The following is a 15849-nucleotide window of genomic DNA, read 5'->3' on the forward strand; positions in this document are numbered from 1 at the left end:
GGGTGATCAAGGTCGTACTCGTCGACGACGAGGAGCTGGTCCGCTCGGGTCTGAGGATGATCCTGCGCAACGCCGACGACATCGAGGTCGTCGGGGAGGGGGGAGACGGGGCCGAGGCCGTCGAACTGGCGCGGACCCTGGAGCCCGACGTCATCCTGTTGGACATCCGCATGCCCGGGATGGACGGGCTGACCGCGGCCGCGGAGCTGACGCTGCTCCCCCGTCCGCCGGCCGTCGTGGTCCTGACCACCTTCAGCATGGACGAGTACGTGCACCGGGCACTGCGCTCGGGTGCCCGCGGGTTCCTGCTCAAGGACACCCCCGCGCGCGAACTCATCACCGCGGTGCGCACGGTCCACAACGGTGACGCGATGCTGGCTCCCAGCGTCACCCGCCGACTGCTGGAGCGGTTCGCCGCGGCTCCCGACACCGGTTCCGCCGCCCACCGGCTGGACGCGCTGACCGAGCGGGAGCGGCTGGTCCTGGTCGCCGTCGCCCGGGGGATGTCCAACGCGGAGATCGGGAAAGCACTGAACATGCAGGAGGGAACCGTGAAGGCCCACGTCTCCCGGATCCTCGGAAAGCTCAAGATGAACAACAGGGTTCAGGCGGCCATTCTCGCCCATGAGGCCGGTTGGGCCTGACCATCCATCCGAACTCACGGTTCCCGACATATCCGCACGCTGATCCTGATCCACCGAACACCACAAACCACAGGCCCTCCCCCACAAGAGAAGACCAGCATCCCCCTGCAGCAGAACGAAAGCACGGAACGCCATTCCATGACCACGGGAAAGTATGGAGTGCATCATGCCTCTCGTTGAGCGCAACCATGAACTTTCCATTCTCAACGGAATCTATTCCAGCCTGCAGGAGACACAGGGAAGCGCCGTCATCGTCGAGGGCGCACCAACCCTCGGAAAGACCTCTCTCCTGGCGGACTTCTCACAAGGAGTCGTCCAAAGTGGAGGATCCTTCCTGTCCTCCTTCTCTTCAAGGGCTGAGCGCACCTGTTCTCTGGGAACTCTGACCCAACTCTTCGAGGCCGCCGAACTCTCCGGCGAAACGATGGAACGCGTTGACCGGCTGCTCTCCGCGGGCTCGTCCGCGACCAGCCCTTCGCCCGGGCTTCGCGGTGGTATACCTCCAGAAGTACTGAGAGGGCTTCACGGGGTGCTCATCGCGCTGTCCGCGCGCGGACCTCTCGTACTGGCCGTCGACGACGCCCACCAGGCCGACGCTCCCACACTGGATTTCCTGCTCTACCTGGTCCGCAGGATCCACACGAGCAGGATCATGGTGCTCGTCGCCGCTGACAGGCGCCCGCGGCAGGACTACCTCCGCTTTCGCTCAGAGCTCCTGACCTTCGGACACAGCCGACGCTTGGCTCTGGCTCCGCTCTCCGCGGAGGGAACCGCCCGCATCGCCGCCGACCGGCTGGGAGGACGGGCAGCTGCCCTGGCTACGGAGCTGTGGAACATGAGCGGCGGTAATCCGCTACTGGTCCGGGCACTGCTGGAGGACCAGGAGAGACGAGTCGCCGAGTTCCCGGCTGTGGGCGAAGAGCCGCGCGAGGTGTCGGCGGGCAGTGCGTTCGTCCAAGCCGTTCACGACTGCCTGCAACGATGCGGGGCGTCGATGGTGCGGTTCGCCGGGGCTCTGGCGGTCCTGGGTGAGGACGCCGACACGCCTGTGCTCGAAGCGCTCCTGAGGAACGACACCGCATCGATGAGCAGAGTCGTGGGTGTGCTGAACGAGGTCGGGTTACTCGCCGGGAACCGGTTTCGCTCCGATTCCCTCAGGAACGCGGTGCTGGAGGGGATGAGCTCCTCGCAACGCATCGACGTCCGCAGGCGGGCCGCCGTGGTGCTGCACGAGCTCGCGCGGCCGTCGGAGGTCGTCGCGCGCTACCTGGTCCTGGCCGACCACGGTTTGGAGCCTTGGGCCGTCGCAGCCTTGGAGAGCGCGGCTGAGCACGCCCTCCTGAGCGGCGATCTCGAACTCACGGCCCGTTACCTCAGACGTGCCCTGGCGGACTGTCCCGGCGACACACTCAAGCGTGCGAGGCTCCAGGCCGCACTCGCCCGCGCTGAATGGTGGGACACCCCGAACACCGCCGTGCGCCATGTCCCCGAACTCATCAGGCACTCCGCGGAAGGGCGTCTGGACGAACGCGCTGTCACCGAGCTTCTGGGCTACCTCGCCTGGCAGGGGAAGATGGAGGAAGCCGTCGCCGTGACGGAACAGGCCGACGGTCCGCGCGGCCCGGCCCGCAAACTCCCCCATCACACCAGCGATCCGAGAAGGGGGCACTCCCGGCGCCTGTGGCTGTGCGCCTTCTTCCCCGAACTCCGCGACCGTCTACGTCCGCATCCGTCACCTCCCCTTCAGGCGGCCATGAAGTCGGTGCGCGCGTTGGAGGAGCACAACGCGATCGCCGCACTGGAAAGCGCGCTCACCGGGCAGGCCGACGAGAAGACACTGATGATCGCCGAACAGGTACTTCAGGGGGCGTCCCGGGACGACGGATCCGTATCCGCCGCGGCGACCTGCCTGTACACGCTGATCTACCTGGGCCGCGTCGACAGGGCGGACTCGTGGTGCGGTGCTCTGGCCGACGCGACCATGAAGCGTGGCGGTCGACTCTGGCGAGCGCTGCTGTCGGCGATCCACGCTGATGTGCAAGCCCGCCAGGGACGCATGACGGACGCTTCGGCGTCGGCGCGTGAGGCGTTGGCGCTCGTCCCGGTATCGGACTGGGGAGTGGCGATCGGCCTCCCCCTCGCCATAGCCGTGGAATCCGCGACCGCGAGGGGATGTCTGGGGGAAGCCGAGTCCCATCTGAGAACACCTGTACCGGACACGATGCTGCAGACCCTGTTCGGAGTGCGGTACCTACGCGCTCGCGGTCGCTACCACACGGCTACCGAGCGACACCAGGCGGCCCTCGGAGACTTCCGCACATGCGGTGAGCTGCTGGAGAGGTGGCGGTTGGACAAGCCTTTCGTCCTACCCTGGAGGGTCGACGCCGCCCAGGCCCTCCTGGCCTCGGGAGCGCTACGGGAGGCGCGTGAGCTGGTGTACAAACAACTCGCCCGCATCGGCCCCAACGACTCGCTGACTCAGGGAGCGGCGCTCCGTGTGCTCGCGGAGAGCAGCGACCTCGCCGAACGGACAGCGATACTCCGAGAGGCCGCCGACGCGCTCCAGGCCGGCCACGACCGCTACGAGCTGTTCCAGACCGTGGTCGCGTCGGCCCGCGCGCACCGGGCTCTCGGGGACGTGGAAACCGCTCAGGAGTACGGAGCCGCGGCCCAGCGGTTGGCCGAGTTCTGCGGTGTCCCGGTCCATGCGAGCCCGGGTCCCTCATGGCAGGTGGTGTCTCGCGGCCCCCGTGCCGTGGGTACCTCCGCCACGACCACCGGACACCTGCTCGATCGACTCAGTGAGGCCGAACGACGGGTCGCGCAGCTGGCTTCGGCAGGACGTTCCAACCGGCAGATCGCCGAGGAACTCTTCATCACCGTCAGCACGGTCGAACAGCACCTCACACGGGTATACCGCAAGCTCAAGACGAGACACCGCACCGAATTGCGAGGGAAGTTGCAGTCGGACGCACCACCGGTCATGTCCGGAGGTGAATGCCAGGTCGGTTGAAAACCGGCCAGCGGTTGCCCCTGTTCCTCAGAAAGCGCTGCCGCCGGACCAGCGGCAGCCATTACCGCTCCCCGCGACGCCGTATCCTCGGAGAACCCTCCGACCCAACGCCGCTGACCTTCTCCTGACACGACACCCCAGATGCTCCAGGACTCCGCATCCCAGGCCCCTTCTAACGATTGAGAACAGATATTAGGGGTGCCCTAGGGGTGCGTTATAGCACGAGATGCCCATATTGTCACCAGTGTGCCTCTGGTAGACGCCCAAACAACGAGTGGGGATCTCAGTGTTACAGGAGAAGATCACATTTCCGGCCGGTACGAACGGTCAACGTGATCCGTTTGTCCGCCCTTCCGGACCACGGTTCGCTCCCGCTGTTCCGTGGGAGGGACGAGCCCGGCGTCGTCGCCGCGCGGGGCTCGACCAGCGGCAGCAAAGTCACGGCGTTCTTCCCGGGGTCGGCCGGGAGCGGAAACAGCGGTGACGGGGGCGCAGGCGGCCGTCGACATCCTCCGTAGCGAGCGTCTCACCAAGGCACCGGAGCAGGATCGCGAGGCACTCCGGGCGACGCTGAACGAGGCGCGCGGGCGAACCGCCGGAGGTGTCACCCAAGCGGTCTCCCCGGGTGCCGTGGACGCGGTTATCGCACCCGAGCACACCCGGCAGAGGATCTCCACGGCGCTCGCCGCCGCTTCCCAGCTCCGAGGACGGCACAGCAGCATCCCCTTCTGAAGGGGGTCTGTGCCCAGGCGCCGTTCTTCCACGAAACCCATGCCCGTCGCAGCCAGGCTGCGATCCACCTCGTAGTGGTCCAGGACCCGACCCACCACCTCACCCGGCACCCAGGCCCGTCCGGCGCCCCGTCCGGGTTTCTCCCGCGCACCCTTCGAGACCAAAAGGGATATCCATGGCTTCGGCAGAGAACACAACGAGAACGTGGACGCGCTGCTTCCACACGGCACCGGCCGATGCCGTGCGACTACTGTGTTTCCCGCACGCCGGCGGCTCCGCCTCCTCCTACTTTCCCCTCTCCAAGCAGCTGGCGCCGGAGGTCGAGGTCCATGCCGTGCAGTACCCCGGCCGCCAGGACCGCCGGAACGAGGCGTGCGTGGACGACATCTCGGAACTCGCTGAGCGGATCTGCGAGGCCGTCTCCCTCTCCCCCGAAAAGCCGACGGCGTTCCTGGGGCACAGCATGGGAGCGATCCTGGCCTACGAGGTGGCACGCCGGCTTCAGCGACGAGGCGAAGGCGTGCCGGTCCACCTCTTCGTCTCCGGGAGGAGAGCACCCTCGCGTCCGCGGCGTGAGGAGATCCACCGGCGCGGCGACACCGGCCTCATCACCGAGATCCGCCGACTGGGCGGTACCGACCAGAGGTTCCTCGACGATGACGAGCTGCGCGCGATCATCCTCCCGATGCTCCGTGCGGACTACACCGCCATCGAGACCTACACCTGGGACCCGGCCCCGATGTTGGAGTGCCCCCTGACCGCGCTGGTGGGCGACGCCGATCCGAGCACCACCGTCGAGGAGGCCTCGGCGTGGCGGGAACAGACCGTGTCCGGCTTCGACATCCGTGTCTTCCCCGGCGGGCACTTCTTCCTCGACGCGAACCGGTCCGAGGTTGCGGCGACCATCACTTCGGCGCTCAGCCACACCGTAAGCGCCTCGTCCCAAGGGAGAAACCGATGAGATACGAACTTCTCGGATCTTTGAGACTGAACGATGACGGCGCTCTCTCCGTCCTCGACTCACGCAAGGTCGAAACGCTCCTCGCCGCCCTGCTCATCCGCTCCGACCAGGTGGTCACCTCCGAACAGCTCATCACCGAACTGTGGGGGAACCGCCTCCCGAACCGGGCGACGGCCGGCCTGCACGTGTACGTCTCCCAACTCCGCAAGTCCCTGAGGAGTCCGGAGCGACCGGACTCACCGGTGGTGACCCGTTCCCCGGGGTACCTCCTGCGGCTCGGCGGTGACGAGACCGACGTCGACGTCTTCAACGAGCTGACCGCCCGGGGCCGCGCACACGTCGGCGCGGAACTCCACGAAAAGGCGCTGGAGGCGTTCGAGCGGGCGTTGGCGCTCTGGCGCGGCCCCGCACTCTCCGAGTTCGGGAACGGACCGATCATCGACGGATTCGTGGCTCAGATCACGGAGGCGCGGCTGGAGTGCTCGGAAGAGCTCATCGCCACGTACCTCAGGCTGGGAAGGCACAGGGAGGTCGTGGGACGGCTCTTCGCCCTCATCTCCGAGCACCCGCTGCGCGAGACGTTCCACCGCCAGCTCATGTTGGCGCTCTACCGCTCCGAACGCCAGGCCGAAGCACTGCACGTCTACCACATGGCTCGCAAGAGACTCCACGACGAGATGGGCCTGGAGCCGGGACAGGCTCTCCAGGACCTCCAGCACGCCATCCTCACCGCCGACACCGAAGGCGTCGAGCGGTACGGGGCGGAAACGGAACACTGGGCCATCGCCTGACCCCGCCCGGGTCTTCGTATCGCCCACTGGACACCCTCGGATCGGCGTGCCCTCAGGCCATGTGGCCTGAGGGCACGCCGGTCCCCGGCTGCCGGGGTTCAGAGCCCGTCACCGAACTCGTCGTCGATGAGGGCGAACAGCTCGTCAGGGTTGGAGGCGTCCACCCCGCCACCCGTCTCGTCACGTCCCCGGTCACAGATCCGCAGGAGGGTACGCAAACGGGCGGTCACACCGTCGCGGTCGAGGTCGGCGGACGAGGCGTTCTCCAAGGCGGACTGAAGCCGATCCAGCTGTGTCGGCAGCGTGTCCGACCGTTCGGTGCCGGGAACCACCAACCCCTTGAGATGGCGGGCGAGGGCACGCGGCGTCGGGTGGTCGAAGATCACGGGGGCGGGAAGACGGGTCCCCGTCGCGGAGGAGAGACGGTTGCGCAGTTCCAGCGCCATGACCGAATCGAGGCCGACCTCCATGAGGGCCCGCCCCTCCTCCACGGCGTCAGCGGAGGCGTGGCCGAGAACGGCGGCGGCATGGGTGCGGACCAGGTCTCCGAGGAGGCGATCGCGCTCACCCTCACCAGCGGCGGCGAGACGCTCGCGTAGGAGGGCGGCGTCCGATTCGGGCTCGGCCGAAGCGCGGTCGTGCATGGGCACCCCGGGGATGCGTTCGAGCAGTTTGCCTCGCCGGACGGCGGTGAAGGCCGGGTAGAACCTCTCCCAGTCGATGTCGGCGATCACCGCGACCGGTTCACCGCTTCTCAGCGCCTGCTGCAACGCCTGTGTCGCCAGTGGCGGCGCCATACGCGCCATCCCGTGGCCGCGTGAGCCGTCGCCGATCGCCGCCTCGGCCATCCCCCCTTCGTCCCACGCGCCCCAGGGAATGGACGTCGCCGGCAACCCTCGGGACCGGCGGTTCCGGGCGAGTGCGTCGAGGTAGGCGTTCCCCGGAGCGTAGTTCCCCTGCCCGGGCGCGCCGAGCAGATGGGCGATCGAGGAGCACAGGACGAACGCGGACAGGCCCATGCCCCGGGTGAGCTCGTCCAGGTTGCGGGCACCGGCCGCTTTCACGGCGAGGGCCCGCTCCATCTGGTCGGCGCCGAGCGTCTCCAGGGGGCCGTCGTCGAGCACGGCCGCGGCGTGGACGACCGCCGTGAGCGGGCGGCCCGGGGGAACCGCCGCGATGACCTCCTCCAGGGCCTCGCGGTCCGTGACATCGCAGGCGGAGACGGTCACGTCGGCCCCCAGCTCCAGGAGTTCCTCGCGCAGCGCGGTCGCCCCGGGAGCCTCGGGCCCCCTGCGGCCGACGAGCAACAGGTGCGGTGCGCCGTTACGGGCGAGCCACCGCGCGATGTGCCCGGCGACGGCTCCGGTGCCACCGGTGATCAGGACGGTGCCCTCGCGGATCCATTCCGGCGGGGCACCGTCCGACGGGAGGGGGCGGCGCCGAAGGCGTCGGGTGAGGACCCCGGGCCCGCGCAGGGCGAGCTGGTCCTCGCCGTGTCCGTCGGCCAGGGCCGTACGCAGCAGGGATGCCGTGTGCTGATCGGGCCCGTCCTCGGGCAGGTCGACGAGGCCTCCCCAGCGGTGCGGGTACTCCTGGGCGGCGACCCGGCCGAACCCCCAGACGAGCGCCTGGGAGGGGTGGGGCACCGTGTCCCCGGCCCCCGTGGAGACCGCCCCCTGGGTCACGCTCCACATCGGGGCGTCGGCTCCGGAGTCCTCCAGCGCCAGTAGGAGCGCATGGGTGAGGGCGAGACCGGTGGGGACGTGCGGGTGCCCCGGCAGCGGGGACTCGTCCATGGGCAGGAAGGACAGGACACCGGTGATCGGACGGCCTGAGCCGGACGCCCCGGCTCCGGCGTCGTCGATCATGCGGCGCAGATGACCGCGGTCGGCATCGGCCGCTAACGTGAGCGGAACGACCTCCGCCCCGCCGGAACGGAGCGCGTCGAGGTAAGCGGGGATCCCCTCGTCGTTCTCCGGCGGAAGCACCACCAGCCACCTTCCCGGGGGCGAAGCGGCGGGCAGGGTGGAGAGCGGTTCCCAGACATCGGCGTAATGCCAGTCCTGGACGGTGGACCGCTCCCGCTGGCGCTGCCGCCACGCCGACAGAACGGGCAGGACGGTGTCCAGCGAGGACTGGACCTCCCCGTTGACCCCCAACTCCGCGGCCAGCGCCTTAGCGTCCCGCCCCTCGACCGCCTCCCAGAACACGGCGTCGCCGGAGGACGTCACCGGAACGTCCGCACCGGACCCCGGAGACTCCTCCGCGACGTCGACCCAGTAGGGCTGGTGCTGGAAGGCGTAGGTGGGCAGGTCCACTCTGCGAGGCGAGAGCCCGCCGAACACGTTCTCCCAGTCCAGGCCGAGGCCGCCGGTGTGGGCGGCGGCCAGCGCGGCGGCCAGGGTGACGGCCTCCGAGCGGTCGCGCCGCTGGGCGGAGACCATCACGAAGGCCCCGCCGTCGTGAATGGGATACGCCTCCTGTTCCTGCTCCTGGTGGTTGAGGACGGAGTCGACGTGATGGAGGAGCGCGCTGTCGGGGCCGACCTCGACGAAGGCACCCGCCCCGCGCTCCCGCAGATCGCGGACCCCCTCGGCGAACCGCACGGTGCCGCGGATGTGCCGCGCCCAGTACCCGGGATCGGACAGCTCCCCAATCTCGGCGATACGACCGGTGAGGTTGGAGACGACCGGGACCGAGGGCTCGGCGTAGCCCAGCCCAGAAATCTCCTCGGCGAACTCCTTCAGGACCGCGTCCATGTGGTGGGAGTGGAACGCGTGACTGACCGTCAACCGCCGCGTCCTGCACCCAGACCCCGACAACTCCGCGACCACCCGCTCAACGGCCTCGACATCCCCTGAGACCACCACCGCATCCGGAGCATTGACCGCCGCCACACCCACAACACCGGCCACTCCCAGAGCGTCAATGACCTCGGTGACGCGCTCCTCGGTCGTGCCGACGGCCGCCATCGCACCACCGCGCCGCGCGGACGACATCAACCGCGCACGCGCCGCCACCAGGAACGCCGCGTCCTCCAACGACAGCACCCCGGCCACATGAGCCGCGGTGACCTCCCCGATCGAATGCCCGATCAGATAGTCCGGCGCGATCCCCAGATGAGTCAGGAGGCGGTACAGGGCCGTCTCGAACGCGAACAACGCGGGCTGCGTGTAGAGCGTGTCATCCAACAGACCCGCCAGCTCACCCCCCTCAGGAGCGAACATCACCTCACGCAACGGAGCCCGAAGACCCACCCCCTGCCCGACCAGACACGCGTCCAACCGCCCGCACACCTCGTCCAGAGCCTTAGCGAAAACCGGATAGGCGGCATACAACTCACGCCCCATCCCGGCACGCTGGGCACCCTGACCGGTGAACACGAACACCGTCCCGCCCGGCGCCCCCGCGACACCCTGGACCAGACTCGCGTCCGCACGCCCCCGCACCAGCGCGTCCAGACCAGCCAGCAGCTCCTCCCGCGTGGCTCCAGTCACCACCGCCCGATGGGCATGATGCGCACGCGTGGTCGCCAAAGAGAAACCCACGTCCACCGGGTTCAGATCCGGATCGGCGCGCACGTGCTCGGCCAACCGACCCGCCTGCGCACGCACAGCCTCGCCCGAACGCCCCGACACCACCCACGGAATCACCCCGGGCCGTGCATCGATCCCCTCCGTGTCGGCCGGACGCACGGCATGGTCTTCCCTGTCGACAACCAGACGACCGGGGTGAACGTCGCCACCAGCCGGTGCCTGTTCGAGGATGACGTGCGCGTTGGTACCGCTGACTCCGAAGGAGGACACCCCCGCCCGACGGGGACGGCCGTTGTCGGGCCACTCCACCGCCTCGGTCAACAAGGACACCGCACCCGACTCCCAGTCCACCTCGGGAGTGGGCTCGTCCACGTGCAACGTCCTGGGCAGCACCCCGTGCCGCATCGCCTGGACCATCTTGATCACACCGCCCACACCCGCGGCGCTCTGGGTGTGACCGATGTTGGACTTCAACGACCCCAACCACAACGGCCGGTCCTCCGGGCGCCCCTGCCCGTAGGTGGCCAGCAGTGCCTGCGCCTCGATCGGGTCGCCCAGACTCGTCCCGGTCCCGTGCGCCTCCACCGCGTCGACGTCCCCGGGAGCCAGACCAGCATTCGCCAGAGCCGCCCGGATCACCCTCTGCTGGGACGGACCGTTCGGGGCGGACAGACCGTTGCTCGCACCGTCCTGGTTCACCGCCGAGCCCCGGACCAAAGCCAACACCTCGTGGCCGTTGCGCTCAGCGTCCGACAGACGCTCGACCAGGATGAGCGCCGCTCCTTCACCCCATCCGGTGCCGTCTGCACCGGCGGCGAACGACTTGCAACGGCCGTCACCCGCCATACCCCCCTGCCGGGTGAACTCGGTGAAGGCCACCGGAGTCGCCATGATGGTGGCGCCACCGACGAGGGCCATGGTGCAGTCGCCGTTGCGCAGGGCGTGTCCCGCGAGGTGCAGGGCGACGAGCGAGGAGGAACAGGCGGTGTCCACCGTGACCGCGGGTCCCTCGAACCCCAGCGTGTAGGAGATACGGCCCGATGCCACGCTGGTGCTGGTCCCCGTCAGGAGGTGAACGTCGCCGTCCTCAGCGCGGAGGCCAGCCGACAGGGGAAAGTACTTCTGGTCGGTCACGCCCGTGAAGACGCCGACCCTTTCACCCGCCAGGGCGTTCGGGTCGATACCGGCGTGCTCGAAGGACTCCCACGCCGTTTCCAGCAGGAGGCGCTGCTGGGGGTCCATGCTGTAGGCCTCACGAGGACTGATTCCGAAGAAACCCGCGTCGAACTGGCGAGCGTCGTAGACGAACCCCCCTTCGCAGGCGCGTGACTTCCCGGCGGTCGTGGCCTCGGGGTCGTAGAGGTTGTCCAGGTCCCAGCCCCGGTCCGCGGGGAATGCCGCGATCGCGTCCCGGCCCTCGGCGACCAGCTTCCACAGCCCCTCCGGAGAGGTCACCCCTCCCGGGTAGCGGCACGCCATACCGACGATCGCCAGCGGCTCGGACATGGCCGTCTCCAGACCGCGGAGGCGCTCGCGGGTCTGGTGCAGATCAGCGGCCACCCGTTTGAGGTAACTGCGAAGCTTTTCCTCGTTCGCCATCGTCAATCCTCTGATTCTCAGGTCGGCCTAGAGTTCTTCGTCAATGAAGCTGAACATCTCTTCGTCTGTGGCGGAATCGATTCTTTCGACGACGGACACGGAGGCCGTCTCGCCGCCTTCTCCGGGTCCGTCCAGGGAGGAGATGATTCCCTGCAAAAGCGTCATCGCCTCACCGCGCTCATCGATTGTCAGGGAGGTCTCCCGAACCGCTCCGTGCATTTTCCGCAGCGCCTTGAGGAGCTCCTCCTTCCCGTTCCTCGGCGAGGGGGCGAGCTGCTGGCCGAGGTGCTGGGCGAGCTCGGTCGGAGTGGGGTGGTCGAACACGACCGTCGCGGTGAGACGCAACCCGGACGCGTTCCTGAGACGGTTGCGGAGCTCGACCGCGGCGAGCGAGTCGAAACCCACCTGCTGGAAAGGTCGGTCCGGTGCGATCTCGCGGGGGGACCCGTGCCCGAGCACGACAGCGGCGTGGGAGCGCACGAGTTCGACCAGTGCGCGCTGCCGCTCGTCTTCGGACAGACCGAGCAGACGCTGGATGAGGGCGTGCTCCTCGGGCCTTTCCTCATCCGGACCCGGCTTGTCCTCCCGCGCGTCAGGGAGATCACGCAGAAGCGGGCTCGGGCGTCTCACCGTGAAAGTCGCGGTGAAACGCTCCCAGTCGATGTCCGCGATACCGAGGAACGCCCTATCCTCACCGACCGCTCCGGCAAGGCCCGCCAGAGCGGATTCAGGAGACATCGTCACCAGACCCTGACGGCCCAGAATCGCTTCGGCGGCGTCGTCGATCATGCCGCCCTCTCCCCAGGAGCCCCAGGCGATGGAGGTGGCCGGTATCCCGCGGTCGCGGCAGTGGTGGGCCAGCGCGTCGAGGTAGGCGTTGGCCGCCGCGTAGGCGGCATGCTCTCCCACACCCCAGACGCCCGACATAGACGAGTAGAGGAGGACGGTGTCAACCGTGTCGGCGTTGACCAGGTCGACGAGATTGTCCGCCCCCGCTGTCTTGCCGGAGAAGATGTCCGCGATCTCTTCGAGGCTCGTCCGTGCGAGGGTCTCCGTACGCACCACGCCCGCGGTGTGGGCGACGGTGCGCAGCGGCGACTCCGGGGTGTCGACGCGTTCCATCAGCCCGGCCAACGCCTCCCGATCGGCCGCGTCGCACGCCGCGATCGTCACCCGGGCCCCGAGGGCTTCGAGTTCGGCTCGCAACTCCTCGGCCCCGGGAGCCTCCGGTCCCCGACGGCTGGTCAGCACGACGTGACCGGTCCCGTTGCCCACCAGCCACCGCGCCAGACGCGCACCCAGACCACCGGTACCCCCAGTGATCAACGCGGTATCACGCGAACGCCACACCGCACCGGGCGCGGGACGAGAAGCCCGCACCAGACGACGCACGTGCACACCCGAAGCCCGCACCGCCACCTGATCCTCACCATCAAGACCAGACACAACCGCGCACAGCCGGTCCAGCGCCCGCCCATCCGGCCGCGCGGGAAGATCCACCAGACCACCCCACCGCTCCGGATACTCCAACGCCGCGACACGGCCCAGACCCCACACCAGAGCCTGAACCGGACTGTCCAACACATCAACGGAACCCGTCGACACCGCCCCCCGCGTCACCACCCACACCGGGGCGTCCACACCTGCCTCCGGCAGAGCCCTGAGCAGGTTCACCGTCGCGGCCAACCCCACCCGCACCACCGGATGATCAGGATGCGACCCCTCGTCCATTCCCAGAAGCGACACGACCCCACTGATGGAAGGGAGTTCCTCATGGGCATCGGACAGCTCGGTGAATACGGCACGAAGACGTTCGGCCAGTGCGGAGGGATCCGCACTCTGTTTGGAGTCCGGTGTGACGGACAGCGTGCGAACGCCGTTCCGTGCCAGGGCATCGGTGACACCGCGGGCGATGTCACCGGCTGCCTCCGTGGAGAGGACGAGCCAGGTCCCGTCCAGGTGTACCGGTCCCGGGTCAGGACAGCGTTTCCACGTGATGTCGTAGCGCCAGCCCTGAACCGTGGATTGCTCCCGCTGACGCTGGCGCCACTCCGACAGGGCGGGCAGAACGGTGTCCAGCGAGGACTGGACCTCACCGTTGACCCCCAACTCCGCGGCCAGGGCCTTCGCGTCCCGCCCCTCGACCGCCTCCCAGAACACGGAGTCACCGGGAGGCACCGCCGCGATGCCCGCACCGGCCCTCTCGTCTTCGATCCAGTAGTGCTGGTGTTGGAAGGCATAGGTGGGCAGGTCCACCCGGCGGGGAGCACGACCGCTCCCGGCCAGACCGGTGAAGACCGCGTCCCAATCCACGGCCGCGCCGCCCACGTGGGCCGCACCCAACGAGGACAGGAAACGACCGGCCCCGCCCTCATCACGGCGCAAGGACGGCACCACCACAGCCGAAGCGGCCTCCGCCTCGTCAACGGTCTCCTGCACACCGATGGTCAACACCGGATGAGCGCTGACCTCTACGAACAGGGAGTGGCCCGACTCCAGGAGGGTTCGGATCCCGGAATGGAAGCCAACCGGGTGGCGCAGGTTCTCGAACCAGTACTGAGCGTCCAGACCGGCGGTGTCGATCACCTCGTCGCGCAGCGTGGAGAAGAACGGCACCTGCGAAGAACGCGGAACGATCGGAGCCAGGTCCTCCAGGAGACGTTCCCGGATCGCCTCCACCGCCGCACTGTGCGAGGCGTAGTCCACCGGCACCCGCCGCGCCCGCACCCCCCGCCCCTCACACACAGCGAGGAACTCCTCCACCGCCCCGGCCTCACCCGAGACCACCGTGGCAGAAGGGCCGTTGACCGCGGCGACACCGAGCCGACCGGACCAGGGTCCGATCAGCCCTTCGGCCTCTTCCACGGCCAACGGAACCGAGACCATACCGCCGTGCCCAGCAAGGTCCTCGCCAATGATCCGGCTGCGCAGCGCCACCACCCGCGCGGCGTCCTCCAACGACAACGCCCCACACACGAACGCGGCCGCGATCTCCCCCTGCGAATGCCCGATCACAGCGTCCGGGACAACGCCCTGGGCCTCCCACAGCCGCGCCAGGGACACCATCACCGCGAACAGAGCGGGCTGCACCACATCCACCCGCTCCAACGACAGAGCACCAGAACCACCACGCAACACGTCCAACAGGTCCCAACCCGTGAACGGCTTCAACGCAGCGGCGCACGCGTCCATCCGCTCCCGGAACACCACAGAGGACTCATACAGGTCCACTCCCATCCCGACCCACTGCGACCCCTGACCCGGAAACACCAACACCGTGCCACCAGAACCGCCATGACCGGTGGCGATGCCCTGAACCAGGTCACCAGCGGCCCGACTCTGCGTCAGAGCGTCCAGTCCGGCCAACAGTTCCTCGCGCGTGGCACCGGTCACCACCGCCCGGTGGGCGTGGTGCGCACGCGTGGTCGCCAGGGAGTACCCCACGTCCACCGGGTCCAGGTCCGGGTTCGCGCGCACGTGCTCGGCCAGACGCCCGGCCTGAGCCCGCAACGCCTCATCCGAACGACCCGACACCACCCACAGGCCCAGAGGTGCACCGGTGTCCTCCCCGGAAGCAGAGCTCACCGCGCTTCGCGGCCCACCTGGCCCGGAAGCGTCCTCGGACGCCTGCTCAAGGATGAGATGGGCGTTGGTTCCACTGACTCCGAAGGAGGACACCCCCGCTCGCCGAGGACGGCCGTTGTCGGGCCACTCCACCGCTTCGGTCAGCAGGGACACCGCACCCGACTCCCAGTCCACCTCGGGAGTGGGCTCGTCTATGTGGAGCGTCCTGGGCAGCACCCCGTGGCGCATCGCCTGGACCATCTTGATCACACCGGCGACACCAGCCGCGGCCTGGGTGTGACCGATGTTGGACTTGACCGACCCCAACCACAACGGACGTCCCTCCGGACGTTCCTGCCCGTAGGTGGCCAACAGAGCCTGCGCCTCGATCGGGTCGCCCAGACTCGTTCCGGTCCCGTGCGCCTCCACCGCGTCCACGTCCCCGGGAACCAGGCCCGCGTTCGCCAACGCCGCACGGATCACCCTCTGCTGGGACGGACCGTTCGGAGCCGTCAACCCGTTGCTCGCCCCGTCCTGGTTCACCGCCGAACCCCGAACCACCGCCAACACCTCATGGCCGTTGCGCCGGGCGTCGGACAGACGCTCCAACACGACCATGCCCACGCCCTCGGCGAGCCCCATGCCGTCGGCCGCCGCCGCGAACGCCTTGCACCGACCGTCCGGGGCCACTCCGCGTTGGCGGCTGAACTCGGTGAACACTCTCGGAGCGGTCATGACCGACGTGCCGCCGGTCAGTACCGTTTCGCACTCGCCGTTGCGCAGGGCCTGGACCGCCAGGTGCATCGCCACCAGCGACGACGAGCAGGCGGTGTCCACCGTGATCGCGGGCCCCTCGAACCCGAACGTGTAGGAGATACGGCCCGAGGCCACACTCGCAGCGGAACCGGTCCCGAGGTATCCCTCCAGGTTCTCCGTGGTCTCTTCGACGGACAGGCCGTATTGCGGAGGATTGATTCCGACGAAGACTCCGACGGGTGCGCCCGCGAGG

The 15849-nt window shown here is 68.7% G+C and carries 7 protein-coding genes; 5 read left to right on the plus strand and 2 right to left on the minus strand.

All coding sequences use genetic code 11. The features are described from left to right. Positions 1-2: 2 nt before the first annotated feature. From ACSIH6_RS32765 to ACSIH6_RS32785, 5 genes are all read left to right on the plus strand, one after another. Entirely contained in the window at positions 3-644 is a 642-nt protein-coding gene (locus ACSIH6_RS32765; RefSeq protein ID WP_435112223.1) for a response regulator, read from the plus strand. A 154-nt stretch (positions 645-798) separates the two neighbouring features. Then, positions 799-3657 (plus strand): helix-turn-helix transcriptional regulator, encoded by a 2859-nt coding sequence (locus ACSIH6_RS32770; protein WP_435112224.1) that lies wholly within the window; start codon positions 799-801, stop codon positions 3655-3657. 381 nt (positions 3658-4038) lie between these two features. After that, positions 4039-4389 carry a carboxyl transferase domain-containing protein gene (locus tag ACSIH6_RS32775; protein ID WP_435112225.1) on the plus strand — a complete coding sequence of 117 codons (351 nt, stop codon included), beginning with the start codon at positions 4039-4041 and terminating at the stop codon, positions 4387-4389. A 241-nt stretch (positions 4390-4630) separates the two neighbouring features. Beyond that, positions 4631-5350 (plus strand): thioesterase II family protein, encoded by a 720-nt coding sequence (locus ACSIH6_RS32780; protein WP_435112226.1) that lies wholly within the window; start codon positions 4631-4633, stop codon positions 5348-5350. Further along, positions 5347-6141, plus strand: a complete 795-nt coding sequence (locus ACSIH6_RS32785) for an AfsR/SARP family transcriptional regulator (protein ID WP_435112227.1) — start codon at positions 5347-5349, stop codon at positions 6139-6141. The genes ACSIH6_RS32780 and ACSIH6_RS32785 overlap by 4 nt, the downstream gene beginning before the upstream one ends. Before the next feature lie 98 nt (positions 6142-6239). Here the strand turns inward: ACSIH6_RS32785 and ACSIH6_RS32790 are convergent, their stop codons facing one another. Next, complete coding sequence (locus tag ACSIH6_RS32790; RefSeq protein WP_435112228.1) at positions 6240-11276, minus strand: type I polyketide synthase; 5037 nt, start codon at positions 11274-11276, stop codon at positions 6240-6242. Between the two features lie 27 nt (positions 11277-11303). Next, positions 11304-15849 (minus strand): type I polyketide synthase (locus ACSIH6_RS32795; RefSeq protein WP_435112229.1); only part of this gene is annotated, 4546 nt, incomplete at its 5' end.

This window comes from Nocardiopsis synnemataformans, assembly GCF_965343085.1.
Classification (GTDB): domain Bacteria; phylum Actinomycetota; class Actinomycetes; order Streptosporangiales; family Streptosporangiaceae; genus Nocardiopsis; species Nocardiopsis alborubida.

Coding starts and splice junctions, on each gene's coding strand:
- ACSIH6_RS32790 (WP_435112228.1), bottom strand. CDS start 11,276: ATGGCGAACGAGGAAAAGCTTCGCAGTTACCTCAAACGGGTGGCCGCT.
- ACSIH6_RS32785 (WP_435112227.1), top strand. CDS start 5,347: ATGAGATACGAACTTCTCGGATCTTTGAGACTGAACGATGACGGCGCT.
- ACSIH6_RS32770 (WP_435112224.1), top strand. CDS start 799: ATGGAGTGCATCATGCCTCTCGTTGAGCGCAACCATGAACTTTCCATT.